Annotated in this window: 24 protein-coding genes; 15 read left to right on the forward strand and 9 right to left on the reverse strand. The window is 70.1% G+C overall.

Annotated elements, in window-relative coordinates:
• Nucleotides 1–143 precede the first annotated feature (143 nt).
• Nucleotides 144–1,001, forward strand: a complete 858-nt coding sequence (locus tag Q7X29_RS20905; RefSeq protein ID WP_218722305.1) for an IclR family transcriptional regulator — start codon at nucleotides 144–146, stop codon at nucleotides 999–1,001.
• Between the two features lie 42 nt (nucleotides 1,002–1,043).
• On the opposite strand, the gene Q7X29_RS20910 is transcribed toward Q7X29_RS20905, so the two are convergent.
• Together Q7X29_RS20910 and Q7X29_RS20915 are read right to left on the reverse strand one after the other, a co-directional pair.
• A complete protein-coding gene (locus Q7X29_RS20910; protein ID WP_218722304.1) occupies nucleotides 1,044–1,673 on the reverse strand; it encodes a Dabb family protein in 630 nt (209 codons plus the stop codon).
• A complete protein-coding gene (locus Q7X29_RS20915; RefSeq protein ID WP_218722303.1) occupies nucleotides 1,666–2,013 on the reverse strand; it encodes a hypothetical protein in 348 nt (115 codons plus the stop codon). Before Q7X29_RS20915 ends, Q7X29_RS20910 begins: the two co-directional genes overlap by 8 nt.
• A gap of 150 nt (nucleotides 2,014–2,163) precedes the next feature.
• On the opposite strand from Q7X29_RS20915, the gene Q7X29_RS20920 reads away from it, so the two are divergent.
• The gene (locus Q7X29_RS20920; RefSeq protein WP_316575135.1) at nucleotides 2,164–3,126 is read left to right on the forward strand and encodes an alpha/beta hydrolase; all 963 of its coding nucleotides are present in this window, start codon (nucleotides 2,164–2,166) and stop codon (nucleotides 3,124–3,126) included.
• A 119-nt stretch (nucleotides 3,127–3,245) separates the two neighbouring features.
• Here Q7X29_RS20920 and Q7X29_RS20925 read toward each other — a convergent pair whose 3' ends face one another.
• A complete protein-coding gene (locus tag Q7X29_RS20925) occupies nucleotides 3,246–3,941 on the reverse strand; it encodes a PadR family transcriptional regulator (protein WP_218722302.1) in 696 nt (231 codons plus the stop codon).
• A 128-nt stretch (nucleotides 3,942–4,069) separates the two neighbouring features.
• On the opposite strand from Q7X29_RS20925, the gene Q7X29_RS20930 reads away from it, so the two are divergent.
• A complete protein-coding gene (locus tag Q7X29_RS20930) occupies nucleotides 4,070–4,576 on the forward strand; it encodes a flavin reductase family protein (protein WP_316575136.1) in 507 nt (168 codons plus the stop codon).
• Nucleotides 4,577–4,623: 47 nt separating this feature from the next.
• On the opposite strand, the gene Q7X29_RS20935 is transcribed toward Q7X29_RS20930, so the two are convergent.
• Complete coding sequence (locus Q7X29_RS20935; RefSeq protein ID WP_316575137.1) at nucleotides 4,624–6,255, reverse strand: flavin-containing monooxygenase; 1,632 nt, start codon at nucleotides 6,253–6,255, stop codon at nucleotides 4,624–4,626.
• A 196-nt stretch (nucleotides 6,256–6,451) separates the two neighbouring features.
• Here Q7X29_RS20935 and Q7X29_RS20940 point away from each other — a divergent pair, with 196 nt between their 5' ends.
• The 7 genes from Q7X29_RS20940 (at nucleotide 6,452) to helR (ending at nucleotide 14,484) form a co-directional block, all read left to right on the forward strand.
• Nucleotides 6,452–7,987 (forward strand): FAD-binding protein, encoded by a 1,536-nt coding sequence (locus Q7X29_RS20940; protein WP_308248716.1) that lies wholly within the window; start codon nucleotides 6,452–6,454, stop codon nucleotides 7,985–7,987.
• A 106-nt stretch (nucleotides 7,988–8,093) separates the two neighbouring features.
• The gene (locus Q7X29_RS20945) at nucleotides 8,094–8,465 is read left to right on the forward strand and encodes a nuclear transport factor 2 family protein (RefSeq protein ID WP_218722298.1); all 372 of its coding nucleotides are present in this window, start codon (nucleotides 8,094–8,096) and stop codon (nucleotides 8,463–8,465) included.
• Between the two features lie 11 nt (nucleotides 8,466–8,476).
• The gene (locus tag Q7X29_RS20950) at nucleotides 8,477–10,138 is read left to right on the forward strand and encodes an FAD-binding protein (RefSeq protein WP_316575138.1); all 1,662 of its coding nucleotides are present in this window, start codon (nucleotides 8,477–8,479) and stop codon (nucleotides 10,136–10,138) included.
• A gap of 10 nt (nucleotides 10,139–10,148) precedes the next feature.
• The gene (locus tag Q7X29_RS20955) at nucleotides 10,149–10,406 is read left to right on the forward strand and encodes a hypothetical protein (RefSeq protein ID WP_218722296.1); all 258 of its coding nucleotides are present in this window, start codon (nucleotides 10,149–10,151) and stop codon (nucleotides 10,404–10,406) included.
• Nucleotides 10,407–10,431: 25 nt separating this feature from the next.
• Complete coding sequence (locus tag Q7X29_RS20960; RefSeq protein ID WP_218722295.1) at nucleotides 10,432–11,223, forward strand: SDR family NAD(P)-dependent oxidoreductase; 792 nt, start codon at nucleotides 10,432–10,434, stop codon at nucleotides 11,221–11,223.
• A complete protein-coding gene (locus tag Q7X29_RS20965) occupies nucleotides 11,220–12,095 on the forward strand; it encodes an alpha/beta fold hydrolase (protein ID WP_316575139.1) in 876 nt (291 codons plus the stop codon). The genes Q7X29_RS20960 and Q7X29_RS20965 overlap by 4 nt, the downstream gene beginning before the upstream one ends.
• Nucleotides 12,096–12,306: 211 nt before the next feature.
• Nucleotides 12,307–14,484, forward strand: coding sequence for an RNA polymerase recycling motor ATPase HelR (gene helR / locus Q7X29_RS20970; protein ID WP_316575140.1), 2,178 nt, complete (start codon nucleotides 12,307–12,309; stop codon nucleotides 14,482–14,484).
• 119 nt (nucleotides 14,485–14,603) lie between these two features.
• Here helR and Q7X29_RS20975 read toward each other — a convergent pair whose 3' ends face one another.
• A complete protein-coding gene (locus Q7X29_RS20975; protein WP_316575141.1) occupies nucleotides 14,604–15,431 on the reverse strand; it encodes a mycofactocin-coupled SDR family oxidoreductase in 828 nt (275 codons plus the stop codon).
• Between the two features lies 1 nt (nucleotide 15,432).
• Nucleotides 15,433–16,230, reverse strand: coding sequence for a mycofactocin-coupled SDR family oxidoreductase (locus Q7X29_RS20980; protein WP_218722291.1), 798 nt, complete (start codon nucleotides 16,228–16,230; stop codon nucleotides 15,433–15,435).
• A gap of 192 nt (nucleotides 16,231–16,422) precedes the next feature.
• On the opposite strand from Q7X29_RS20980, the gene Q7X29_RS20985 reads away from it, so the two are divergent.
• From Q7X29_RS20985 to dmpG, 5 genes are read left to right on the forward strand one after another with little or no spacing between them, the layout of a single operon-like run.
• A complete protein-coding gene (locus tag Q7X29_RS20985) occupies nucleotides 16,423–17,478 on the forward strand; it encodes a ferredoxin--NADP reductase (RefSeq protein ID WP_316575142.1) in 1,056 nt (351 codons plus the stop codon).
• A 15-nt stretch (nucleotides 17,479–17,493) separates the two neighbouring features.
• Nucleotides 17,494–18,996, forward strand: a complete 1,503-nt coding sequence (locus Q7X29_RS20990) for an MDR family MFS transporter (protein ID WP_316575143.1) — start codon at nucleotides 17,494–17,496, stop codon at nucleotides 18,994–18,996.
• Nucleotides 18,990–19,775: a 2-keto-4-pentenoate hydratase gene (locus tag Q7X29_RS20995; RefSeq protein WP_218722288.1), complete on the forward strand. Its 786-nt coding sequence runs from the start codon at nucleotides 18,990–18,992 to the stop codon at nucleotides 19,773–19,775. Before Q7X29_RS20990 ends, Q7X29_RS20995 begins: the two co-directional genes overlap by 7 nt.
• Nucleotides 19,776–19,790: 15 nt before the next feature.
• Entirely contained in the window at nucleotides 19,791–20,699 is a 909-nt protein-coding gene (locus tag Q7X29_RS21000; protein WP_316575144.1) for an acetaldehyde dehydrogenase (acetylating), read from the forward strand.
• Between the two features lie 14 nt (nucleotides 20,700–20,713).
• A complete protein-coding gene (dmpG, locus tag Q7X29_RS21005; RefSeq protein ID WP_316575145.1) occupies nucleotides 20,714–21,748 on the forward strand; it encodes a 4-hydroxy-2-oxovalerate aldolase in 1,035 nt (344 codons plus the stop codon).
• Between the two features lie 7 nt (nucleotides 21,749–21,755).
• Here dmpG and Q7X29_RS21010 read toward each other — a convergent pair whose 3' ends face one another.
• The 3 genes from Q7X29_RS21010 to Q7X29_RS21020 all read right to left on the reverse strand — a co-directional run bounded on the left by Q7X29_RS21010 (nucleotide 21,756) and on the right by Q7X29_RS21020 (nucleotide 25,584).
• Nucleotides 21,756–24,164 carry an MFS transporter gene (locus Q7X29_RS21010; RefSeq protein ID WP_218718276.1) on the reverse strand — a complete coding sequence of 803 codons (2,409 nt, stop codon included), beginning with the start codon at nucleotides 24,162–24,164 and terminating at the stop codon, nucleotides 21,756–21,758.
• 176 nt (nucleotides 24,165–24,340) lie between these two features.
• The gene (locus Q7X29_RS21015; RefSeq protein WP_218718277.1) at nucleotides 24,341–24,718 is read right to left on the reverse strand and encodes a DUF5655 domain-containing protein; all 378 of its coding nucleotides are present in this window, start codon (nucleotides 24,716–24,718) and stop codon (nucleotides 24,341–24,343) included.
• Complete coding sequence (locus Q7X29_RS21020; protein WP_316575146.1) at nucleotides 24,715–25,584, reverse strand: Sir2 family NAD-dependent protein deacetylase; 870 nt, start codon at nucleotides 25,582–25,584, stop codon at nucleotides 24,715–24,717. Before Q7X29_RS21020 ends, Q7X29_RS21015 begins: the two co-directional genes overlap by 4 nt.
• Nucleotides 25,585–25,684: the final 100 nt, after the last annotated feature.

Consider the following 25,684-nt stretch of genomic DNA (forward strand, 5'->3'; position numbering starts at 1 on the left):
TCCGCTCGATACGGGGGCCGTCGTCGTTGCACACAGTTCGAGGATTCATGTGACAACGGACACAGAGGATGGTATCAATAGGTATATGCCTAATCGAAATATGCGACTGGGCATCAGCTCGTAGATCCGAAATGGAGCGCTCCATGGTCATCCAGGCCGAGGCCACCACCCCCAGTGCGATCCTCGATCGCGCGTCCCTGCTGCTCGACGCCTTCGACGGCCCGGGCAGGCTCACGCTCGCCCAGATCGTCCGGCGGACCGGGCTACCCCGGTCCTCGGCGCATCGCATGCTGGAACGGCTGGTGCAACTGCGCTGGCTCCGCCGCGAAGGGCGCGATTACGAGCTCGGGATCCGGCTGATGGAGCTCGGCTCGCTGGCCGTGCACCAGGACCGGCTGCATCGCGCGGCGATGCCGTTCCTGCACGAGCTGCACCGGGTCACCGGGTTCGTCGTGCACCTGGCCGTGCTGGACGGTCCCGACGTCGTGTACCTGGACAAGGTGGGCGGCGATCTGGCCGCCGCGGTGCCGACGCGGGTCGGCGGCAGGCGGCCCGCGCACTGTACGGCGGTCGGCAAGGCGATCCTGGCCTACTCCGACGAGCACCGGCTGGCCGAGGTCGTCACCGGTCAGGCCACGGCGCGCACCAAGTACTCGCTGACCACCCGCGCCCAGCTCGATCTCGAACTGCACAAGGTGCGCGCGCACGGGGTCGCGGTCGAGCGCGAGGAATCACTGGCCGGCTTCGGCTGCATCGCCGCCCCGATCGGCGATCTCGGTGAGTCCGCGGTGGCCGCGGTGTCGGTGTGCGGGCCGATCGACCGGATGGTGTTCGACCATCGGCTCAGCGCGCCGGTGCGCACGACGGCGCTCAACATCTGGCGCCACGTCGACGACGGCCGAGTGCGGGTCCGTCCCACCCTGCAGCAGCATCCGCGCCCGCTGGGCGTCGGCCCCGCGGCCCGGGTCGCCACCGACCACCGCGCGCCCCGCTACGCGTGATCGCGCGGTACGCCGCCCGGCGGGAGCGGGCGGCGGCCGGGGTCAGGCGGGGTCGTTCTCGCAGAAGCTGTGGCAGACGCGGTCGCGCACGATCACGTCGGGGCACTCCGGATCGAACCACCGGTCGACGTGCGCCCAGTGCACCGGGTGCATCAGATACGGGCCGTCGAGTCCGTCCAGATCGGTGAACTCCTGCTCCCAGACATGGGTCCACGGCACGGACCCGATGCCGCGACGCACCCGGCTCAACCGCCAGGACAGCATCGTCGGGATATAGCGCGGCATCCGCAGCAGGTCCGCCTCGAAGCGCTCCACCGTCGCGTCCGGGGTCTGCGGCGCGACCCGCAACAGCAGCACCCGGTACACCGAGCCGGGCGCGCGAGGCTCGGCGAAACCGCCGATGCCGCCGTCGTACTCGGCGCCGTCGACATGTGTGATGCCGGGATCGGCCAGCACCGCGTCGACCGCACCCGCGCAGGCCCGCCACTCCGCCGCCCCGTCGAAGCGCAGGTGCGCCAGCACGTCACCGCCGTTGCGAACCCCCGGCAGCGTGGGCTGGACCAGCACCCGGCGGGCCATCCCGGACACCGCCGCACCCAGCTCGGTCCTGAGCCGATCCGCCGCCGGACCGCCCGCCGCCGCACAATGCACCAGCCGAACGACCTCAAACATCGGCGAGCCGCTCGACATCGGACACCTCGGCGCCGGTGCAGCGCGTGCGCTGCGCGACCAGGTCGTCCACGCCGGACCACCACCGCCGCACCGCCGGATCGGAGCGCCCCTGCCAGGTCATCGCCCACCACCCCTCGGCGCCGTCGAGCACCCAGGTCGCGGTGACGGTGTTGGACTCGTCGGGAAACCAGATCGGTGGACTCACCACGATCCGCTCCAGCGTCATCCCTCGCTCGCGGGCCCCCGGCACGTACTCACGCAGATAGGCGTCGACGAAGTCCCTGGCCCGCCCGGGTTTCGTCACAACGGTGTCGGTCACGTAGACCTTCGTGGTGTTCATGGGCCGACGGTAGGCACCTCGCGTGGCACGTCGACCAGGGGTTTCCGCCCAGCGGGAGAACGGGGTCCGCACCGCCGCGGCCCGGCTCTACGGTGGGCCGACGACCGGTTCGACCGTCGGACCGCGTCGCGAGAATCTCCAGGAGGGTCAGTGACTGTCCGCGTCTATCCCACCACCGGACCGGGTGCGGTGCCGGACCCCGAAGTGGCCGCGATGCTCGCCGCGCTCGACGCCGGTTTCCCCGACATCGCCACGATGCAGGCCGCCGAGGTGCGCGCCGCCATCCTCGGCAGGCGCGCGCCGCTGAAGTACCTGCCCGACATGCGCGAGGCGCGCGATATCGTCATCGCGGGCCCCGACGGCGACCTGACTCTGCGCGTCTATCGGCCACACCGCGACGAATCACCGCTGCCGGTGATCGTGTTCGCCCACGGCGGCGGCTTCGTGTTCTGCGATCTCGACAGTCACGACGAGTTCTGCCGATCGATGGCCGAGGGAGTCGGCGCGATCGTGGTCGCGGTCGACTACCGGCTCGCGCCCGAGCACCGGGGACCCGCCGCGCACGAGGACGTCCTCGCCGCGCTGCGCTGGGTGGCCGAGCACGCGGGCGCGTTCGGCGGCGACCCGGCGCGGATCGCGCTGGCCGGCGACAGCGCGGGCGGCAATCTCGCCGCGACCGTGGCCATCGCGGTCCGCGACGGCGCCGGCCCCGCGGTCGCGGCGCAGATCCTGTTGTACCCGGTGATCGACGACGACTTCGAGACCGAGTCCTATCGGCGCTTCGGCACCGGCCACTACAACACGACGAGCGCGATGCGCTGGTACTGGCGGCAGTACGCCCCGCACGGCACCGACGACGTCCGCCTGGTGCCGACCAGGGCCGCCTCGCTGGCCGGCCTGCCGCCCGCGATCGTGATCACCGCCGAACTCGACCCGCCCTGCTCGGCGGGCGACGCCTACGCGCGCCGGCTCGCCGACGACGGCGTCGCGGTGCGGCACCGCCGCTACGACGGCCTGTTCCACGGCTTTCTCACCATCCCGTCGCTGGCCGCGACCACCGCCGCCCGCGCCGAGATCTGGGCGATGGTGCGCGAGGCACTGGGCACGCGCTGAACGCCTCACGCGGCCGCGGCACGATCATCGGCGACCCGGTCAGCGGGTCGTCGATGATCACGCGGTCCCAGCGGCTGACCGCGAAGTAATCGGTCGTGGGGCCGCGAGCGCCCCCACACCTACTCCGCCGGGTCGTGCTGCAGGCCCTCTTCCTCGCGGACCCGCTGCTCGATCTCGCGCCAGCGGCCCGGGGTCGGGTGGGGGTAGTCGGCGCGATCGTCGTGTTCGGCACCGGCCAGGATCGTGGCCGCGTTGTCGATGTCGTCGATCAGTTGCTGGGCCAGTTCCCGCTCGGCCGCGTAGTGGCGCTGCGCCCACTGCAGCACGATCTGCGAATAGGCCCAGCCCGGTTCGGATTTGGCGGCCTCGGCGTCGATCGCGGCCCGCTGCTCGAGCTGGTCGACGTCGTCGATGTGGTCGCGCAGGATCTGCTTGAGCCGATCCGGCGAGCCGAGGTGACCGAACATGACCCGCACCAGCACATGGTGTTTGAGCACCGACGGATCGACCGGCGCCTTGTTCCACCACAGCGTCACCGCTGCCCGGCCCGCGTCGGTGATCCGATAGAGCCGCTTGCCGCGCATGGCGTTGTCGTGGTCGAGCCGGGAGCTCGCGAAACCGTGCTGCTCGAGCTTCTTCAGCTCGGCGTAGATCTGGCTGTAGGACGGCGTCCAGTAGAAGTAGCGCAGGCTCCAGTCGGCCCACTTCTTCAGGTCGTAGCCGGAGACCTCTTCCTCGTAGGAGAGCATGGCGAGAACCGCCCAGCTGGTCGGCGGCAGGTTGGGCACGCCGGGATCGGGGTCGGGAGTCGCCATCGGTGCATGTTAGCAACCGCGGGTACCACCTTTTGCCCGCCGACAACCGCTGACCGGGAGAACGTCTTGAGCCGGTCCCCGCTCACCACGGATCGTGGGGGCAACGAATTCCGTTCGGGAGGACCCCTATGAATGCAGACAACGTCGTCGTCGACGCAGGTATCCCTGCCCCCGCCGACCTGCGCAGAGTGCTCGGTCATTTCGCGACCGGCGTCGCGGTGATCGCTGCTCACGACGGGACGCGGCCGCTCGGCTTCACCTGCCAGTCGGTGGTGTCGGTGTCGCTGGACCCGCCGTACGTGTCGTTTTGCCCGGCCAAGAGTTCCACCAGCTGGCCGCTGCTGCGCGCCGCGGGCGCCCTGTGCATCAACATCCTGGCCGAGGAGCAGAGCGAGCTGTGCCGCCGGTTCGCGGTCAGCGGCGCCGACAAGTTCGCCGGCGTCGACTGGGACCGGGCGGGCAACGGCGCGCCCGCGCTGGCCGGGGCGCTGGCCCACATCGAGGTCAGCGTCGAGCTCGAGCACGACGCGGGCGATCACACGGTGGTGCTGGCCCGGATCGTCGATCTGCGGGCCACCGAAGGTGGTAAGCCGCTGCTGTACTACCGCGGCGGGTTCGGCGGGKTCGCGGCCTGACCGACGACGGCGGGGTGGTCCGATCCGGACCMCCCCGCCGTCGTGTCTCACGCCTCGAGGACGTCGAAACCCTTGTATCCCGCGGCCGCGACCTCGGCGATGATCTCGCCGTAGACCCCGAAGCCACCGACGAAGGGCATGAACACCCGCGGCCTGCCCTCGATGTTGGCGCCCAGGTACCACGAATTCGCCTGGGTCATCAGCGTTCCCGCGGCCCTGCTCGCGCATTCGCGGACCCACTCGGCCACCGCGTCCGGCCTGGCCTCGAGCCCCACCGCTCCCCTGCTGTCGAGGTAACCGATGGCCTCGGCCACCCAGTCGACGTGCAGTTCCGAGTGCAGCACCATGTTGGCCAGGACCGACGGGCTGCCGGGGCCGGTCAGGTTGAACAGGTTCGGGAAGCCCGTCACGCCCAGCCCCAGATAGGTCTTCGGTCCCTCCCGCCAGGCCTCGTTGAGCGATTCGCCACCGCGGCCGACGATGTTCATCCGCGACACCGAGCCGGTCATCGCGTCGAATCCGGTGGCCAGCACCAGGGTGTCGAGCGGGTAGTGCGCCGCGGTGGTGTGCACGCCCGCGGCGTCGATGCGGCTGATCGGGGTGGCCTTCAGGTCCACCAGCTCGACATTGGCGCGGTTGTAGGTCTGGTAGTAGTTCGTGTCGGTGCAGATCCGCTTGGTGCCGATCGGGTGATCACGCGGAACCAGCAGGTCGGCGACCCGCGGGTCGTCGATCACGGCCCGCACCTTCTCCTCCCAGAACTCCCGCGCGGTGTCGTTGGCGGCCAGGCTCACCAGCTGATCGGGAAAGGTCTTGCTGAACAACACGCCGCCCAGGGCCCAGCGCTGTTCGTAGGCCTCGCGCAGTTCCCGCGGGCTCACCGCGAGGGCGGACATCGGGTGCGCCTGATGCGGGGAACCGCCGCCGCTGGCCATCGACAGCCGCCTGCGCTCGGCGTAGTTCGCCTTCTGCGCCTGCCGGTCGGCCTCGCTCAGCGGTGTATTCCCCGCGGGCACACTGTAATTGGCGGTGCGCTGGAAGACGTGCAGCCGCTCGGCCTGTTCGGCCAGGCACGGGATGGTCTGGATGCCGGAGGATCCGGTGCCGATCACGCCGACCCGCTGTCCGGTCAGGTCGACGCCTTCGTGCGGCCAGTGCGAGGTGTGCAGCACCCGGCCCGCGAAGGAGTCGAGGCCGTCGATGGCCGGGGTGTTCGCGTTCGACAGCGGACCGGTGGCCAGCACGACGAACCGGGCCGAGACGGTCCGGCCGGTGTCGGTGTCGACCTGCCAGCGCAGGGTCCGCTCGTCGAGCACGATATCGGTGACGCGGGTGCCGAATTCGATGTCGCGGCGCAGGTCGTAGCGATCGGCGACGTGTTCGAGGTAGGACAGGATCTCGGGCTGGGTGGCGTACTTCTCACTCCAGTTCCACTCCTGCTGCAGCGCGTCGTCGAACGAGTACGAGTAGTCCACGCTCTCCACGTCGCACCGCGCGCCCGGGTAGCGGTTCCAATACCAGACGCCGCCCACGCCCTCGCCTGCCTCGAACACCCGCACGGTCAGTCCGCTGCCGCGGAAGCGGTGCAGTGCGTACAGGCCGGCGATGCCGGCGCCGACGACGACCACGTCGACGTCGGCCGGGCCCTTCACTGATACCGATGGGGTCTCGGGGTTCACAGTGCCTACCTTTCGATGGAGACCGGTTCTCTGCGAGCGACGCTAAGGACGCGCGGGCCGGGAGAGCAGACGTCCTTCCCGCTGACCGGCACGTTCGGGTCCCGATCGCCTCCCGGTGATCGGGATGGTCCGCTCCGTGACCGCCGTCACCCGACCTACCGTCATCGCCACAACGAGGTGGTACCAGGAGGAAACAGTGGTGGACTGGAACGACGAGGTGGACGTGCTGGTCGCGGGCTCGGGCGGTGGCCTGGCCGGCGCCTACACCGCCGCCCGCGAAGGGCTCAGCGTCGCGGTGGTCGAGGCGACCGACAAGTTCGGCGGCACGACGGCGTATTCGGGTGGCGGTGGCGTCTGGTTCCCGTGCAACCCGGTGCTGGAGCGCGCGGGCACCGACGACACCCTCGACGACGCGCTCACCTACTACCGGGCCGTCGTCGGCGACCGCACCCCCGACGAGCTGCAGCAGACCTACGTGCGGCGGGGTCGCGACCTCATCGAATACCTCGAAGCCGACGATCATTTCGAGTTCCAGATGCTGCCGTGGCCGGACTACTTCGGTAAGGCGCCCAAGGCCAGGCTCGACGGGCAGCGCCACATCATGCCCACGCCGCTGCCCGCCGCCGAGCTGGGCGAGCTGCGCGAGTCGCTGCGCGGACCGCTCGATACCGACCGGCTCGGCGCCGCGCTGCCGGAGCTGCTGATCGGCGGGCAGGCGCTGATCGGGCGCATGCTGCGCGCGCTGTCGACCTACCCGCACGCCAAGCTCTACCTGGAGTCGCCGCTGGTGGAGCTGGTCGTCGAGGACGGTGTGGTGACCGGTGCGATCGTCGAACGCGACGGCGACCGGGTCGCGATCCGCGCGCGCCGCGGCGTGGTACTCGCCGCGGGCGGTTTCGAGCAGAACGACGAGCTGCGCAAGCACTACGGCGTGCCCGGCGAGGCGCGAGACACCATGGGACCCTGGGGAAATCAGGGCTTGGCGCACCAGGCAGGCATCGCGGCGGGCGCCGACACCGATCTCATGGATCAGGCGTGGTGGTCACCGGGCCTGACCCACCCGGACGGGCGCTCGGCGTTCGCGCTGTGGTTCACCGGCGGCATCTTCGTCGACCAGGACGGCAACCGATTCGTCAACGAGTCGGCGCCCTACGACCGGCTCGGCCGCGAGGTCATCCGGCAGATGACCGAGCGCGGCCTGACCCTGCCGTTCTGGATGATCTACGACGACACCGAAGGCGAGGTGCCGCCGATCAAGGCCACCAACGTGTCCATGGTCGAGACGCAGAAATACGTCGACGCGGGCCTGTGGCACACCGCCGACACCCTCGCCGAGCTGGCCGCGAAGATCGGTGTGCCCGCGGCGAATCTCGAGGCGACCGTGGAACGGTTCAACGGCATGGTCGCCACCGGCGTCGACCCCGATTTCGGGCGCGGCGACGAGGCCTACGACCGCGCCTTCTCCGGCGGCGAACCGCCGCTGGTGACCATCGACAAGGGCCCGTACCACGCCGCGGCGTTCGGCATCTCCGACCTCGGCACCAAGGGCGGCCTGCGCACCGACTCGGCGGCGCGGGTGCTCGGCCGCGACGGCGCGCCGATCCCCGGCCTCTACGCGGCGGGCAACACCATGGCCGCGGTCAGCGGTGAGGTCTACCCCGGCGGTGGCAACCCGATCGGCGCGTCCATGCTGTTCAGCCACCTCGCCGTGCGGCACATGCTGGGCGAATAGGCCCGCTCGGGTCCCTCCCGCTGGCCGGGAGGGACCCGTGTCCACCGGCCACCGGATGTGGTTCGGTTCACAGATCCCCACTTCTCGACATTTCAGGAGCAACACGATGGCTTCAGCGGACGACATTCGCGCGACGGTGCGCAAATATGTGGAGGCCGTCGGCAGCGGTACGGCTGCCGACGTCGTCGCCCTCTACCGCGAGGACGCGACGGTCGAGGATCCGGTCGGCTCCGAACCGCATGTCGGCCACGCCGCGATCACGAAGTTCTACGAGGCCATCGAGCCGCTGCGGCGCTCGACGGAACTGTTCAGCGTGCGCGTCGCGGGCGACAGCGCCGCGTTCAGCTTCCGGGTGGTCACCGAGTTCGGCGACCAGAAGTTCACCCTCGATCCGATCGATGTCATGACCTTCGACGAGGACGCCCGCATCACCAGCATGCGCGCGTTCTGGTCCCAGGACGACATGGTCGTCGGCTGAGCGAGGCGAGAGTGACTGCGACCGAACAACACTGGGATCACGAAGTCGGCTTCCTCGTCGTCGGCAGCGGCGCGGGCGGGTTGACCGGCGCGCTCGCGGCCGCCGATCGCGGGCTCGACACCCTCGTCATCGAGAAGGCCGCGGTGTACGGCGGCAGCACCGCGCTCTCGGGCGGCGGGATCTGGGTGCCGAACAATCCGACGCTGCTGCGCGAGGGTCTCGGCGATTCCCGCGCGGATGTGCGCGCCTACCTCGACGCCGTCGTCGGCGACCGGGTGCCCACCGGCAACCTCGACGCCTTCATCGACGAGGGCCCGCGCATGCTGGCCTTCCTCGAGACCAGCCCGCACCTGCGGTTCCAGTGGTGCACCGGCTATTCCGACTATCACCCCGAGGCGCCGGGCGGTCGTCCCGCGGGCCGCTCCATCGAACCGCTGCCGGTCGACCTCAAGCAGCTCGGCGAGGACGAGGATCTGCTGCGCCCGGCGGCGCTGGCGACCCCGCCCGGGCTGTTCATCACCTCCAAGGACTTCGTCCAGCTCAATATGGTGACCCGCACCTGGAAGGCGCGCTGGACCGCGCTGCTGACCGGCTTGCGGGCGGTCAAGGCGATCCTGCTGCGCAGGCACATGGACACCCTGGGCCGGGCGCTGATCGCGCGGCTGCGGCTGGCCCTGCGCGACGCGGGCGTGCCGCTGTGGCTGAACACGCCGCTGCGCTCGCTGATCACCGACGAGTCGGGCGCGGTGCTCGGCGTCGTCGCCGAACGCGACGGCCGCGAGATCCGGATCCGGGCGCGCGCCGGAGTGCTGCTGGCCACCGGCGGTTTCGAGCACAACCAGGCGATGCGCAAGCGCTATCTGCCCGAGGGCGGACGCGACAACTTCAGCGCCGCCTCGACCGACAACACCGGTGACGGCATCGTCGCGGGCGAGCGGGTCGGCGCCGCGGTCGATCTGATGGACGACGCGTGGTGGATGCCATCGTTCCAGCGGCCCGACGGCATCAATCAGGTGCTGGTCTCGGAGCGGTCGATCCCGCGCTCGATCATCGTCGACAGCTCCGGCAAGCGCTTCACCAACGAGGCCTCGCCGTACGTCACGTTCGTGCACGCCCAGCTGCGCGGCAGCCACGACCCGGCCTGGCTGATCTTCGACGCGAAGGCCAAGAGCCGCTATCCCATCGGCGGCATCGTGCCCGGGCAGAAGTTCCCCGCCGCGTGGACCTCGAGCGGTCTGGTGCAGAGCGCACCCGACATCGACGGCCTGGCCGCCGCGATCGGTGTTCCCGTCACCACGCTGCGCGAGACCGTCGACCGGTTCAACGGATTCGCGCGCGCGGGCCACGACGCCGACTTCGGTCGCGGGGACAGCGCCTACGACAACTACTACGGTGACCCGACGCTGGCGACGCCGGCGCTCGATGTGATGGACAAGGGCCCGTACTACGCGCTGCGCGTGCGCATCGGCGACCTCGGCACCAAGGGCGGTCTGGTCTACAACGCCGACGCCCAGGTGTTGCGCGCCGACGGCTCGCCCATCCCCGGCCTCTACGCCGCCGGCAACACCTCCGCGGCCGTGATGGGCAACGACTACGCCGGCGCGGGCGCGACCATCGGTCCCGCGATGGTGTTCGGCTACGTCGGCGCGCGGCACGCCGCGGGCGAGCGCTGAGGCGGGCATCATGCATCCCGTCGAATGCGCGAGCTGCGGCAACAAGGTGCTGGCCGAGAAGTTCAGCCCCAGCCACACCAGCGTCCAGTGGCTCGACGACGCCGAGTCCGCCTGCCCGGAATTCGCCCGGCGCGCGGCTCTCGGCGAGCCGAGCAGCTGGATCCCCACCTGCTCGGCACTGCGCGATTCGATCGACGACGCGGTTCGCGCGGGCGAATTGGCGACCGATCAGTTGCGGCACGAGCCGGTTCCCGGCCGGCTCGGCTGACCCCCACACCTAGGAGAGACGACTCATGAACAGACTCGACGGCCACCGGACACTGGTCACCGGCGCCGCGTCCGGCATCGGACAGGCCACCGTGCTCCGGCTGCTCGACGAGGGCGCCCGAGTGGTCGGCGCCGACGTGTCGGCCGACGGTCTCGCGGCCACCCTGGCGCGGGCCACCGAACGCGGCACCGCGGACCGGCTGACCACTCTGACCCTCGACATCGGGGACGAGCAGTCGGTGATCGAGGGCGTGCGCTCGTCGGTGCAGACTCTCGGTGGGCTGGACTCGCTGGTCAACGCGGCGGGCATCCTGCGCGCCTCGCACACCGAGCAGACCTCCCTCGAGCTTTGGGAGCTGATCCTGCGGGTCAATCTCACCGGCACCTTCCTGGTGGTCCGCGAAGCACTGCCCGCCCTACTGGCCAACCCGCGCGCGACGATCGTGAACTTCAGCTCCACCTCGGCGGCCTTCGCGCACCCCTACATGGCGGCCTACGCGGCGAGCAAGGGCGGCATCCAGTCCTTCACCCACGCCATCGCCCTCGAATACGGCGGCAAGGGCCTGCGCGCGGTGTGCGTCGCGCCGGGCAGCATCAAGTCCGGCATCACCGACGCCACACCGGGTTACGTGCCCGCCGACGCCGATTGGGCGCTGTTCTCGAAGCTGTCGCCCGCCCTGCCGACCGATCAGGAATCCGGCGGCGCGGGCATGGGCGATCCGAGCGCGGTGGCCGGCGTGATCGCGATGCTGGTCTCCGAGGACGGCGCGTTCATCACCGGCACCGAGATCCGCATCGACGGGGGCACGCACGCATGACCGAGCTGAGCTACGAGGCCACCCTGCGCGAGATCCGCACCGACGCGGGCGTGCTGCGCTACCACGAGGCCGGCGACGGTCCGCCGCTGCTGCTGCTGCACGGGTCGGGCCCCGGGGTCACCGGGTGGCGCAACTACCGCGGCAATCTCGCCACGTTCGCCGACCGATTCCGGTGCCTGGTCCTGGAATTCCCCGGCTTCGGGGTGAGCGACGACTTCGGCGGGCATCCGATGGTCACCGCGCTCGACGCGGTGGTCCGCTTCGTCGATGCGCTGGGCCTGGACAGTGTCGACATCATCGGCAACTCGATGGGCGGCGGCGTCGCGCTCAACTACGCGATCGCGCATCCGGAGCGGGTCGGCAAGCTGGTGACGATCGGCGGCATCGGGCGCAACCTGTTCAGCCCGGGTCCCGGCGAGGGCATCAAGCTGCTGCAGGAGTTCACCGAGGAGCCCACCCGCGAGCGGCTGATCCAGTGGCTGCACTCGATGGTCTACGACCCGGCCATGGTCACCGACGAGCTCATCGAGGAGCGCTGGACCCAGGCCACCGATCCGGCCACGCTCGACAGCGCGCGCCGGATGTACAGCAAGACCGCGTTCGCGATGATGGTGCGGGCGATGGAGGCCTCGGACGCGCCCCCGCCGTGGGCGATGCTGCACAAGGTGCAGGCGCCGACCCTGATCACCTGGGGCCGCGACGACCGGGTGAGCCCGCTGGATATGGCGTTGATCCCGATGCGCACGATCCCGCGCGCCGAACTGCACGTGTTCCCGAACTGCGGGCACTGGGCGATGATCGAGCGCAAGGACGAATTCGAGTCGGCGGTACTGGCGTTCCTGACCCGCAAGGAGGCCGACCGGACGGCGTGATCGCCGATCCCGATGCTCTGTGCCCACGGCCCCCTGTGCACTGGACGGGAGGAGTCCTCACTCCCCTTCCGTATCCAACATATAGCGCACAGGGGGCCTTGCCGCAAGGCCCCGGTGGTGCCGCATAATCGTCCGCCGTAGCCAGAAGCTGCGGAAACGGGTGTGATCGACGCGCTCCGCCGGGATCGGTGAACCGGGAAAGTGAGGGCAGGTGTCAACTCAGGGGTATCAGGACGAACTACGGTCCGAGCAGCACTACGTGGACGGTCTGTACGCGCGGCTCGACGCCGAACGCGCCAGGGTGAAGGGTCGCTACAGCGCGACACTGCGCGGCACGGGCGTCTCGGCCATGGACCGGGATTTCGAGGCCCGCGCGCTGGCCAAGGAGGCCAAGCGCCTGGACGTGGCCGACAACGGACTGTGCTTCGGCCGGCTCGACGCGCTCTCCGGAGAGGTGTCCTACATCGGCCGCATCGGCCTGTTCGACGAGGCGAACGACTTCGAGCCGCTGCTGCTCGACTGGCGCGCGCCCGCCGCCCGCGCCTTCTATGTCGCGACCGCGGCCTCGCCGGAGGACATGCGCAGGCGCCGCCAGTTCCACACCCGCGGCCGCCGGGTGACCGAGTTCACCGACGAGGTGCTCGGCAGGCCGGACGGCGACGAGCGTGGCGACGCGGCCCTGCTCGCGGCCGTCAACGCGCCGCGCGGGGAGGGCATGCGCGACATCGTCGCGACGATCCAGGCCGAGCAGGACGAGATCATCCGGCTCGACCATCCCGGCGTGCTGGTGATCGAGGGCGGTCCCGGCACCGGCAAGACCGTGGTGGCGCTGCACCGCGTCGCCTATCTGCTCTACACCCAGCGCGAGCGGATGGAACGCCAGGGCGTGCTGGTGGTCGGGCCCAACCCGGCCTTCCTGCAGCACATCTCGCATGTGCTGCCGTCGCTGGGCGAGACCAATGTGGTCTTCACGACCGCGGGTGAGCTGGTACCGGGACTGCGCGTGACCGCCGAGGACGGACCGGAAGCGGCACGGCACAAGGGTTCACTGCGGATCCTCGACGTCCTCGCCGCGGCGATCGCGGACCGGCAGCGGCTGCCGGCGGGCCCGGTGCCGATCGAGCTCGCCGACGTCACCGTGCGGATCGACGCCGAGACCGCGCAATGGGCGAGCGAGGAGGCACGGGCGAGCGGACGCCCGCACAACGAGGCGCGCGCGGTGTTCCGCGAGATCGTCACCTACGTCCTCACCGAGCGCGCGATCGGCCGGATCGGGCAGGGCTGGCTCACCCGCGACGACCGCGAGGCGTGGGAACAGCTGCGCGCCGACCTGGTCGCCGAACTCGCCGACCACACCGCGTTCACCGCCGCGCTCGACGACCTGTGGCCGATCCTGACGCCGGAAACCCTGCTCTCCGAGCTGTATTCGTCGCACGATCGGCTGCGGGCGGCGGGCGCCGATGCCGCGCTGTATCGCGCCGAGGGCACCGCCTGGACCGTCTCGGATGTGCCGCTGCTCGACGAACTCGTCGACCTGCTGGGCAAGCACCAGCCCGTCGACGACACCGCCGAGCGGGAGGCCAGGGCCGAGGCCGCCTACGCCGCGCGGGTGCTCGAGAACATGGTCGGCCGGGAGGACCACATGGACGACGAGGATCACCTGTTCGCCCAGGACATGCTCTTCGGCGAGGATCTGGCCGAACGCTTCCTCGAACGCGACACCAGGGAACTCGCCGCACGTGCTGCCGCGGACCGGGAGTGGACCTACCGGCACGTGGTCGTCGACGAAGCGCAGGAATTGTCGGAGATGGAGTGGCGGGTGCTGATGCGCCGCTGCCCCGGCAAATCCTTCACGATCGTGGGTGATCTCGCGCAGCGCCGGTCGGCGGCGGGTGCGACGTCGTGGGCATCGATGCTGGAGCCGTACGTTCCGGGCCGCTGGGCCTATCGCGCGCTGACCGTCAACTACCGCACCCCCGCCGAGATCATGGCCGTCGCCGCGGCGGTGCTCGCCGATTTCGCCCCGGACGTGCGGCCGCCGGAGTCGGTGCGCGCATGTGGCGTCCAGCCGTGGTCGCGCCGCGTGGATACGGACGAACTCGCCACGGCCATCGAGGAATTCGTTCGCGCGGAGTCCGGGCGGGAAGGCACCAGCGTGGTGATCGGTCCGCCCGGGGTGCCGGGCACGGTCACCGCGTCGGAGACCAAGGGTCTGGAGTACGACGCCGTCCTGGTCGTCGAGCCGGAACGGATCCTCGCCGACGGTCCCCGCGGCGCGGCCGAGCTCTATGTCGCCCTGACCCGCGCCACCCAGCGGCTGGGCGTGCTCCACCACGGCGAGCTCCCCCGGTCCATGACCGGACTCGCCGATCTCGTGCCGACCGGCTGAGATCGGCGATATCAACCGGAAGCGATGTCGGCCGGAGCCGGATGGTGTCCGGGCCGACGGCGTCAGCGGCTGTCGGCGTCGCGGTGGCGCGGCCCGTCGAGGCCGCACCACCGGACAACTCAGCGCTGGGTCGAGCCCGCGTCGACGGGCAGGGTCACCGCGGTGATGTAGCGGGCTTCGTCCGAGGCCAGGAACAGCGCCGCGTTGGCGATGTCGACGGGCTCGACCCACGGGATGGGCAGCATGTTCATCGACACCGCCGCCTCGGCGAACTCCTCGCGCGTCGGGTGCTCGCGGTCGGGCCGGAACACTTTGCGCACCATGTCGTTCTGGATCATCGGGGTGTCGACGTTGGTGGGGTGCACCGAGTTCACCCGGACATGGTGCGGGGCCAGCTCTTTGGCCAGGGAGCGCATCAGGCCGACCACGCCGTGCTTGGCGGCGGTGTAGTGCGCGACGCCGACCAGCCCGCGCAGGCCCGCGATCGAGCTGGTCAGGATCATGGCGCCGCCGCCACGATGGATCAGGTGCGGGGTGGCGGCCTTGCAGGTCTGCCACACGCCGGTCAGGTTGACGTCGATCATCGTCTGCCACTGCCGGTCGGTCAGTTCCAGCGCGCCCGCGCTGGAACTGATACCGGCGGTGGCGCAGACGATGTCGAGGCCACCCAGCTCGGTGACGGCGGCGTCGACCGCCGTCCGCAGCGCGGCGCCGTCGCGCACGTCGACGGTGGCCGCCACGATGCGGGCGCCCGTCGCCTCGACCGCGCGCACGGTCTCGGCGAGGTCGTCGGGAGTCGCCCCCGGCGACACCACGGTCTCGACCGGTCCGCAGATGTCGACGGCGACGATGTCGGCGCCCTCCTCGGCCAGCCGGATGGCCTGGGCGCGGCCGATGCCGCGCGCGGCGCCGGTGATCAGCGCGATCTTGCCCGAAACCCGTCCCATGTCACACCTTCTGAGTCAGTCCGGCATCCACCACGAGCTGGGTTCCCGTCACGTAACGGGACTCGTCGGATGCGAGGAAGAGCACGGCATTGCTGATGTCGACCGGATCGACCCACGGCACGGGCAGCACGGTGCGCTGGGCCAGGGCCTCGGCGGCGTCGGCCTGGGTGGGGTGGGCCAGATCGGGGCGCAGCTTGGCGTACACGGCGTCGTTGAGGATCATCGGCGTCGCCACCGAACCGGGGTGCACGGTGTTGACCCGGATGCCGCGCGGGCCGAGTTCGTTGGCCAGGGTGCGGGCGAGACCGACGACGGCGTGCTTGCTCGCCGAGTAGTGCGAGGCGGTGGCCGCGCCGGTGATGCCGTTGGTGGAGCTGACGATGACGATCGAACCGCCGTCGCTCAGTGCCGGGACACCGGCCCGCACGGTGTGCCACATGCCGGTGAGGTTGATGTCGATGGTGCGCTGCCAGGCCTCGTCGGACAGTTCCCAGGACAGGCCGAGGTCGCTGTAGATGCCGGCGTTGGCGACGATCACGTCGAGGCGGCCCAGCGCGGCCACGCCGTCGGCGACCGCCACGTCCAGGGCGGCCTGGTCGCGGACGTCGGCCGCGGCGGTGACGCACAGGCGGCCGATGTCCACGACCTCGGCCGCCGTCTGCGCGAGTCCCGCCGCGGCGGCCTCGATGTCGACGGCGATGATGTCGGCGCCTTCCTCGGCCAACCGACGGCAATGGGCGCGGCCCATTCCCCCGGCCGCGCCGGTCACCAGCGCGACGGTGTGCTGCATGCGGTTCATCGGGCGCCCCCGGGAGATCGAGTGTCCACGAGCCCGACGCTAGGGTTGCCGCCGCGACCGCAGACCCCGGTCTTCCCGATCAGCGGACAGTGCGCGGCGATCTCCCGGCCACCGGGATCGGTGGGCAGCGCGGCGCGCGTGAGCTGCGACGGTGGCCACGCAAGACCGGCTCTGTGATCGAGGAGGACACCAGTGACGAGGGCGACTGTCGACGTTGCGCGTGGCGCGCGGGTGGTGACGCTGCGCGTGGCGGCGGTGATCGAGGAAACCGCGGACGCGCGCTCGCTCGTGTTCGAGGTTCCCGACGACGCCGCCGACCGGTTCGCCTACCGGCCGGGTCAGTTCCTGACCCTGCGCATCCCGAGTGACCGGCCCGAGCCGGTCGCCCGGTGCTACTCCCTGGCGAGCTCACCGTTCACCGGCGAGCCGCCGCGGGTGACCGTCAAGCGCACCGCCGACGGCTACGGCTCGAACTGGTTGTGCGACAACATCTCCGTCGGCGACACCCTGGACGTGCTGCCGCCGCAGGGCACCTTCACCCCGGCCTCCCTCGACACCGATCTGCTGCTGTGGGCAGCGGGCAGCGGCATCACTCCGGTGATGTCGATCCTGCGCTCGGCGCTGGTGCGCGGCACGGGCCGAGTGGTGCTGTTCTACGCCAATCGTGGGCAGGAGTCGGTGATCTTCGCCGAGGCCCTGCGCGAGCTGGTGGCGCGCCATCCGGGCCGGGTGCACGTGGTGCACTGGCTCGAAGCGGTGCAGGGCCTGCCCACGGCCGCCCAGCTGGCGGCGTTCGCCGCGCCGTACGCGTCCTACGAGTCGTTCGTGTGCGGGCCGGGCCCGTTCATGGCGGCGGTGACCGAGGCGCTGACCGGCGCGGGGTGGCCGCGTGAGCGGATCACCACCGAGGTGTTCGTCTCGCTGTCGGGCGATCCGTTCGCCGAGCCCGCGCCGATCGCGGACGAGGAGGCGGGCGACGCCGCGCAGGTCGAGGTGGAACTCGACGGCGTCGTACACGCCCTGCGCTGGCCACGATCGCGCACCCTGGTCGACGTGATGCTGGCCGACGGTCTCGACGTGCCGTACTCCTGTCGCGAGGGCGAATGCGGTTCGTGCGCCTGCACCGTCGTCGACGGCGCGGTGAGCATGGGCCCCAGCGCGATCCTCGATCAGGAGGACATCGACGCGGGCTACACGCTGGCCTGCCAGGCCCGCCCGACCACCGATTCGGTGCGCATCCGCTTCTGACCCGAGAGGTGCCCTGTGGCAACCGATACCGCGCGCTCCGAGGTCGGGTTCGGCTCGGAGCGCGGCCCCGTGCTCGCCTCGCTCATGCTCGCCACCGGTCTGGTCGCGCTCGATTCGACGATTCTGGCGACCGCCGTGCTCTCGATCACCGACAGTCTCGGCGACTTCGCGCTGTTCCCGTGGCTGTTCACGAGTTACCTGCTCGCCCAGGCGGTCACCGTACCCATCTACGGCGCGCTCGCCGACACCTTCGGCCGCAAACCGGTGATGCTGTTCGGCGTCGCGGTGTTCGCGCTCGGCTCACTGCTGTGCGGGGTGGCGACCAGCATGCTCGCGCTCATCGTGTTCCGCGCGGTACAGGGCATCGGCGCCGGTGCCATCCAGCCGACGACCATGGTCATCGCCAGTGATCTCTACACCCTCGCCGAACGGGCCACCGTGCAGGGCTATCTGGCCGGGGTGTGGGCGGTGGCTTCGGTGACCGGCCCGCTGCTGGGCGGCATCTGTGCCGACTACCTCGGCTGGCGGTGGATCTTCCTGGTCAATCTGCCGCTGGCCGCGCTGGCCGCCTGGATGCTCGTGCGCAACTTCCACGAGACGGTGCCACGCCATCGCCGCAGCGTCGACTACGCGGGGGCGGTGCTGCTGACCCTCGGGGCGGGCGCGCTGGTGCTGGGTTTGCTCGAGGGCGGTCGCGCCTGGGCGTGGGGATCGCCGACCGGGCTCGGCGTGTTCGGACTCGCCGCCCTGTCGCTCGCGCTGTTCGTCGCCGTCGAATCCCGGGCCGAGCACCCGATTCTGCCGCTGTGGGTGTTCACCCGGCGGGTGGTGGTGGCGAGCAGTCTCGCCGCCATGCTCGGTGGCGCCCTGCTGTTCGGCTTCACGACCTATGTGCCGATGTTCAATCAGGGTGTGCTCGGCACCAGCGCGCTGGTCGCCGGGCTCGTCACCGGCGGCCTCACCCTGGGCTGGCCGCTGGCCGCCGCGCGGGCCGGAAAGATGTACCTGCGCTTCGGGTTCCGCACGTGCGCGGTGCTGGGCAGTCTCGTCGCGGCGCTCGGCACGGCCACCATGCTGCTGCTCGACGAGCAGTCGCCGCTGTGGCAGGTCGGCGTCTCGTGTTTCGTGGTCGGCGCGGGCATGGGTCTGGTGGCCACGCCGACGCTCATCGCCGCGCAGACCAGCGCGCCGTGGTCCGATCGCGGCGTCGTCACCTCGGCCACCATGTTCGCGCGGTCGCTGGGCAGCGCGGTGGGGGTCGCGGTGTTCGGCGCGATCGTCAACGCGCGCCTGGCCGGTGCGGGCGCGCCCGCACCGCAGACGCTCTCGGCCGCCGTGCATCTGGTGTTCGCGACCATCGCGGCCATGACGCTGGTGCTGGTCGCCGCGTGCGCGATGATCCCCGGCCGGATCGCACAATTTCCTGCCCATCCAGCGGGAACACCCGAGGTCGTCCCCCCGGTCGCCGACGAGCATGGGAGCGCATCACCAGAGGAGAAGAGGGAACCAGGATGCTGACAACCAGCGCGCGCGCCGAGCTCGCCGCCGAATTGGCGCGAGCGGAGCTGGATCGAGTGGCGGTGTCCCCCATCGCCGACCGCTATCCGTCGATCGATGTGGTGGACGCCTACGAGATCCAGTTGCTCAATATCCGGCGCAGGCTGGATGACGGCGCGACGATCGTCGGCCACAAGGTGGGGCTGTCGTCGAAGGCGATGCAGGAGATGATGGGCGTCGACGAGCCCGACTACGGTCATCTGCTCGCCGAGATGGAGGTCTTCGAAGACGTCCCGGTCGACACCTCGAAGTACCTGCTGCCGCGCGTGGAGGTCGAGGTCGGGTTCGTGCTCGGCGCCGACCTGCCCGGCGAGGACTGCACCGAGGCCGATGTACTGGCCGCGACCGTCGCTTACGCGCCCTCGATCGAGCTGATCGACTCGCGTATCACCGACTGGCGGATCGGTCTGTGCGACACCATCTCCGACAATGCTTCCTCCGCCGGGTATGTCCTCGGCAAGGAGCGCGTCGCACCCGGCGATATCGACATCGCCGCCATCGACGCCGTGCTGACCCGTAACGGCGAGGTCATCGCCGAGGGCCGCAGCGACGCGGTGCTCGGCGATCCGGTGATCGCGGTGGCCTGGCTGGCTCGCAAGGTCGCCGGTTTCGGCGTGCGCCTGAAAGCCGGGGACATCGTGCTGCCCGGTTCCTGCACTCGCGCCATCGACGCCCGTCCGGGCGACGACTTCCTCGCCACGTTCACCGGACTCGGTTCCGTCCGTTTGTCTTTCGCCTAGCCAAGGAGGCACGACGTGTCCAACGGGACAGTCACCGCCGCGATCGTCGGATCCGGCAATATCAGCACCGATCTGCTCTACAAACTGCTGCGCTCGGACAAGATCGAGCCGCGCTGGATGATCGGCATCGACCCCGACTCCGAAGGACTCAAGCGGGCGCGCGGGCTGGGGTTGGAAACCTCCGCCGAGGGCGCGGACTGGCTGCTGGCTCTCGACGAGAAGCCGGACCTGCTGTTCGAAGCCACCTCCGCCTACGTCCACCGCGCCTACGCACCGAAATACGAAGCCGCCGGTATCCGCGCCGTCGACCTCACCCCCGCCGCGGTCGGACCCGCCGTGATTCCCCCGGTGAACCTGGACTCGCTGCGCGATGCCATGAACGTCAACATGATCACCTGTGGCGGCCAGGCCACCATCCCGATGGTCGCGGCCGTGTCGCGGGTCGTGCCGGTCGCCTACGCCGAGATCGTGGCATCGGTGTCCTCGGTGTCGGCCGGTCCCGGAACCCGTGCCAACATCGACGAGTTCACCAAGACCACCTCCAAAGGTGTCGAGACCATCGGCGGCGCGCAGCGCGGCAAGGCCATCATCATCTTGAACCCGGCTGAGCCGCCGATGATCATGCGCGACACCATCTTCTGCGCCATCCCCGAAGACGCCGACCGCGATGCCATCGCCGAGAGCATCTTCGCGATGGAGAAATCGATCCAGGAATACGTGCCCGGCTACCGGCTGCTCAACGATCCACAGTTCGACGAGCCGTCGGTGATCTCCGGTGGCATGGCCAAGGTGTCGATCTTCGTCGAGGTCGAAGGCGCCGGCGATTTCCTGCCACCGTACGCGGGCAACCTCGACATCATGACCGCCGCCGCCACCCGCGTGGGTGACGTGCTGGCCGACCAGATCATCTCGGCTCGGGTGTAAGGAGATTCGAAACCATGGTCTACTCAGCTGATCTCGACATCCGCGTCACCGATACCTCGCTACGCGACGGATCCCACCACAAGCGCCATCAGTTCACCACGACCGAGGTGCGCGACATCGTCACCGCCCTCGACGGCGCCGGGGTGCCGGTCATCGAAGTCACCCACGGTGACGGCCTGGGTGGTTCCTCGTTCAACTACGGGTTCGCCAGAACACCGGAACAGGAACTCATCAAGGCCGCCGCCGAATCGGCCAAGCGGGCGCGCATCGCCTTCCTGATGCTGCCGGGTGTCGGCGTCAAGGAAGACATCAAGATCGCCCAGGACAACGGCGCGTCCATCTGCCGTATCGCGACGCACTGCACCGAGGCCGACGTCTCCGTGCAGCACTTCCAGTTCGCCCGCGACCTCGGCCTCGAGACCGTCGGCTTCCTGATGATGTCGCACAGCCAGCCGCCGGCGGCGCTGGCGAAGCAGGCCCGCATCATGGCCGATGCCGGCTGCCAGTGCGTCTACGTCGTCGACTCGGCCGGTGCGCTCGTCCTGGAACAGGTCTCCGACCGCGTCTCGGCCCTGGTCGCAGAACTCGGCGACGACGCCCAGGTCGGCTTCCACGGCCACGAAAACCTCGGCCTCGCTGTCGCGAACTCCGTCTACGCCGTACGCGCAGGCGCCACCCAGATCGACGGCTCGGCCCGCCGCTTCGGCGCAGGCGCCGGCAACCTGCCGGTCGAAGCCTTCATCGGCGTCTGCGACAAACTCGGCATCAAGACCGGTGTCGACTTCTTCGCCGTCACCGACGCCGCCGAAGACGTCGTCCGCCCCGCCATGCCCGCGGAATGCCTTCTCGACCGCCAAGCCCTCATGATGGGCTACGCCGGCGTCTACTCCAGCTTCCTGCGCCACGCCGAACGCCAAGCCGAACGCTACGGCGTCTCCGCCGCCGAAATGCTCGTCCGCGCAGGCGAACGCAAGCTCGTCGGCGGCCAGGAAGACCAGCTCATCGACATCGCCCTGGAACTCCAGCGCGAAGCCACCCTCACCGCGTGAGCCCGGATCACCGCTGGTGCATGGACTCCTCGGTGTCGTAGCCGAGGGTGACATCGTGGGTGATCTCGCCGCGGGTCACCGAGACCTGGCTGGCCACGGGCGGGTAGCCGCGCGCGACGACGGTGTACTCGCCCTCCGGCAGATCGGGGACCAGGTACTGCCCCTTCTCGTCGGTGCGGGTGGTCGCCGCCGGATCGCCGCCGGCGTCCAGAACGGTGATCTGGACGTCGGCGACCGGGCGGTCGCCGTCCACCCAGGCGGACCCGACCAAGATGGCCATCGGCTCGAGGTCGATGTCGTGATGCAGCGAGCCGGTCTCGGGCACGGTCAGCGCGACCGCCGAGGGGCGCATGTGGTCGGCGACCGCGACCAGCGTGTAGGTCCCGCTGACGACGTCACGGCACACGTACGTGCCGTCCTCGCCGGTGATCGCGGCGCCGACGACGTCGCCTTCGGGATCGGTGAGGGTCACGGTCGCGCCGCACAGGGGTTCGCCCCGGCGCGCCGAGCGCACGATGCCGGTGAGTTCGCCCGCGCCGATGAGCATCAGGTCGACATGCAGGGCCCGCTCCCCCATCGACACACTCACCGCCTCGGGCTGGTGGCCCGCCGCGGCGGCGATCAAGACGTAATTGCCCGGTTGTGGCGCCTCGATGACGTAGGCACCGTCGGCGTCGCCGTTGCCGCGCGCCACCTGGTGGCCGTGCTGGTCGATGAGTGTGAGCGTGGCCGAGGGCACGGGGCGGGCGTCGTCGCGGCGCAGCAGTCCCGCGATGACCCGGCCGGTCGCGGCCGGACGCAGCGAGTCGGCCATCTCGTGCGCGTCGTGCAGGCTGACATCGCGCAGCAGCGTGCCGTCGGAATCCTCCTCGGGCACCGGATCCTCGCGCAGCGGAATCTCTTTCATGAACACCAGCACCAGGCAGGCGACGACGGCGAGGTCGGCGGCGAGCAGGAACACGCCCTGCATGGCGTCGGTGAAGCCCGCGAGGATCGGCACCCGCAGCGCGTCGGGCAGCCCCGCGATCCCGGAGGTGTCGCGCTGCAGCGCGTCGAGACCGGCGGCGTCGAGACCGGGCGGCAGGCTGCCTCCGAACGCGGACAGGATCGACCCGGGCAACCGGTCGAACAGCACGGTGAGGAAGACCGCGACGCCCAGCGTGCCGCCGAGCTGCCGGAAGAAGGTCGCGGACGCGGTCGAGACACCCATCTCGGTGCGCGGCACCGCGTTCTGCGCGGCGATGATCAGCGTCTGCATGCAGCCACCGAGCCCGAAGCCCATGATCGCGCTGTAGGCCAGCGGCTGCCACAGCGGCCCGTCGAAGCCGACCCGGGCGAACAGGGCGCAGCCGATCGCCAGGATCAGCGCACCGAGCACCGGCAGCACCTTGTAGCGCCCGGTGGCCTTGGTGATCAGTCCCGACAGCTGCGCGCCGACCATGATCCCCAGCACCAGTGGCAGCATCAGCAGACCCGCCTCGGTCGGCGAGAAGCCTCGCACCACCTGCAGATACTGCGGAACCATGGTGATCGCGCCGAACATCGAGACACCGATCAGGAAGCCACCGAGGATGGCGATGCTGAACGTCGAGCTACGGAACAGGCGCAGCGGGATCAGCGCCGCGTCCTTCATGAAGTACTCGACGATCAGGAACAACAGCAGCCCGCCCCCGCAGATTCCGTAGCAGAGCAACGACTTCGGCGAGGTCCAGCCCCACACCCGGCCCTGTTCGGCCACGATCAGCAACGGCACGACGCCGACGATCAGGGTGAGCGCGCCGAGCCAGTCGATCCGGGACCGCACGCGCGCGTGCCGCACGTTCAGCACCTTGGCGACCACCAGGAACGCCAGCACCCCGACCGGCACGTTCACCAGGAACACCCAGCGCCAGCCCTCGATGCCGCCGAGGCTCTCGTAATCGGACAGGAACCCGCCGACCACCGGGCCCAGCACCGTCGCGATGCCGAACACCATCAGGAAATACCCCTGGTAGCGGACCCGCTCCCGAGCCGGCACGATGTCGCCGACGATGGTGAACGCCAGCGACATCAACCCGCCCGCGCCCAGCCCCTGGAAGGCGCGGCAGGCAGCCAGCTGGTACATCGTGGTCGCGAAGCAGCAGGCGGCCGAGCCCAGCACGAACAGCGCGATCGCCAGCAGATAGAACGGTTTGCGGCCGTAGATGTCGGCGAGCTTGCCGTAGAGCGGCGTGGTGACGGTGGCGGTGATCAGATACGCCGTTGTCGCCCATGCCTGTTCGTCGAATCCGTCCAGACTGTTGGCGATCCGGACGATCGCGACGCTGACGATGTTCTGATCGAGCGCGGCGAGGAAGACCCCGAGTAGCAGGCCGGACAGAATCGTGAGTGTCTGGCGATGCGTGAGGCGTGGTTCGGCAACGACGGTATCGGTCATGGAAAAGCCCTGGTTCTGATCGGCTGGCAAGTGGGGGTCGATCACGCGGCCCACACGAGGGCCGACAACCCCGCTGCGAGGAAAACTTTGCGCCGCGGGTGGAACTCTTCATGCACTGGTGCGCAGAGCTTACCCACGTCGAATCCGCCGCCGTCACCGAGGGATCAAGTAACCGATCATTTCGCACCGAAACGATAGGCGGCGGCGATCAGAACTCGCAGTTCCGGTACCCGCGCTTCGGCCAGGGAATGCACGACCACCAGGTGATTCCACCGCGCCCGGCCGACCTGATTCACCCGATACACCGGTGGGCCCGCGATTTCCCGGTCGATCGCGAGCATGATTTGCACGGTGCCTTCCGGATTCCGTCCGGTGATGTTGTAGAGCGATACCCACGCGAACTTGCGCGCGACGCCGAAGCCGATCTGCGATGCCACCGACAGTTCCACCGGACCGTTGGCCGTGATCAATTCCCGTAGCACGGTGAAGATCTCGAGGGAATGGGGTTTGCCCGCGAAGAAGGCGGCGATCGCGTCATCGGGGGAATCGCTCATCGGCGGGCGGTCGCATTCGGGACGGCGAGCCGGTCGGCGAAGGCGCGCAACGTCTCCGAGCAGCCCGCGTGGATGCGCACGGCGGCCAGATCGTCGCCGCGCGTGGGCCCCCGGTTGACGATCACCACGGGCACACCGCGCTTCGCGGCGCGGCGCACGAAGCGCAGACCCGACATCACCGTCAGCGACGACCCGGCGACGAGGACCGCGCGCGCTTGGTCGATCAGGCTGTAGGCGGCGGCCACCCGGTCGGCGGGCACGGTCTCGCCGAAGTAGACGATGTCGGGTTTGAGCAGGCCGCCACAGCTCGCGCAGTCCAGCATCCGGAAGCGGGCGGTATCGGTGACCACCGCGTCCGCGTCGGGCGCCACTTCGATACCGGTCGCCGAAACATCTTCGGCGAAGCCGGGATTGGCGGCCTCCAGCCGTTCCGCCAGCGTCATGCGCGAGATCATCGCCGGGCAGCGCAGACAGCACACCCGGGCGTAGGTGCCGTGCAGGTCGATCACCCGGCGCGCCCCGGCTTTGGTGTGCAGCAGGTCCACGTTCTGGGTGATAACACCGGAGACCACCCCGGCGCGTTCCAGCGCGGCGACGGCCCGGTGGCCCTGATTCGGCCGGGCCGCGTCCATCCGCCGCCAGCCGAGGTGGTTGCGGGCCCAGTAGCGCTGCCGGAACTCGGCGTCGCCGACGAACTGCTGATAGGTCATCGGGGTGCGCGGCGGCGAGTCGGGGCCGCGGTAGTCGGGGATGCCGCTGTCGGTGCTCAGCCCGGCACCGGAGACCACCACGACCCGGCGCCCGGCCAGCAGCTCGGCCGCGCGCTCCACCGCCGCCGCGGTGACGTCCGGGGTGGGATCCACCATGAATCCACTGTACGAGCGGACGCGGGCGCCGCCGGTGGCCGGGTCGCGGCGGCGAACACGCCGACCGGAGTTGCGTGGCGGCGAGGTGCGGCGACATGAT

This window comes from Nocardia canadensis, from assembly GCF_032656385.1.
GTDB lineage: Bacteria > Actinomycetota > Actinomycetes > Mycobacteriales > Mycobacteriaceae > Nocardia > Nocardia canadensis.

Bases quoted from the DNA above. Each gene is read 5' to 3' on its own strand.
- Q7X29_RS20905 (WP_218722305.1), top strand. From the start codon at position 144: ATGGTCATCCAGGCCGAGGCCACCACCCCCAGTGCGATCCTCGATCGC.
- Q7X29_RS20910 (WP_218722304.1), bottom strand. From the start codon at position 1,673: ATGTTTGAGGTCGTTCGGCTGGTGCATTGTGCGGCGGCGGGCGGTCCG.
- Q7X29_RS20915 (WP_218722303.1), bottom strand. From the start codon at position 2,013: ATGAACACCACGAAGGTCTACGTGACCGACACCGTTGTGACGAAACCC.
- Q7X29_RS20925 (WP_218722302.1), bottom strand. From the start codon at position 3,941: ATGGCGACTCCCGACCCCGATCCCGGCGTGCCCAACCTGCCGCCGACC.
- Q7X29_RS20945 (WP_218722298.1), top strand. From the start codon at position 8,094: ATGGCTTCAGCGGACGACATTCGCGCGACGGTGCGCAAATATGTGGAG.
- Q7X29_RS20955 (WP_218722296.1), top strand. From the start codon at position 10,149: ATGCATCCCGTCGAATGCGCGAGCTGCGGCAACAAGGTGCTGGCCGAG.
- Q7X29_RS20960 (WP_218722295.1), top strand. From the start codon at position 10,432: ATGAACAGACTCGACGGCCACCGGACACTGGTCACCGGCGCCGCGTCC.
- Q7X29_RS20965 (WP_316575139.1), top strand. From the start codon at position 11,220: ATGACCGAGCTGAGCTACGAGGCCACCCTGCGCGAGATCCGCACCGAC.
- Q7X29_RS20975 (WP_316575141.1), bottom strand. From the start codon at position 15,431: ATGGGACGGGTTTCGGGCAAGATCGCGCTGATCACCGGCGCCGCGCGC.
- Q7X29_RS20980 (WP_218722291.1), bottom strand. From the start codon at position 16,230: ATGAACCGCATGCAGCACACCGTCGCGCTGGTGACCGGCGCGGCCGGG.
- Q7X29_RS20995 (WP_218722288.1), top strand. From the start codon at position 18,990: ATGCTGACAACCAGCGCGCGCGCCGAGCTCGCCGCCGAATTGGCGCGA.
- dmpG (WP_316575145.1), top strand. From the start codon at position 20,714: ATGGTCTACTCAGCTGATCTCGACATCCGCGTCACCGATACCTCGCTA.
- Q7X29_RS21010 (WP_218718276.1), bottom strand. From the start codon at position 24,164: ATGACCGATACCGTCGTTGCCGAACCACGCCTCACGCATCGCCAGACA.
- Q7X29_RS21015 (WP_218718277.1), bottom strand. From the start codon at position 24,718: ATGAGCGATTCCCCCGATGACGCGATCGCCGCCTTCTTCGCGGGCAAA.
- Q7X29_RS21020 (WP_316575146.1), bottom strand. From the start codon at position 25,584: ATGGTGGATCCCACCCCGGACGTCACCGCGGCGGCGGTGGAGCGCGCG.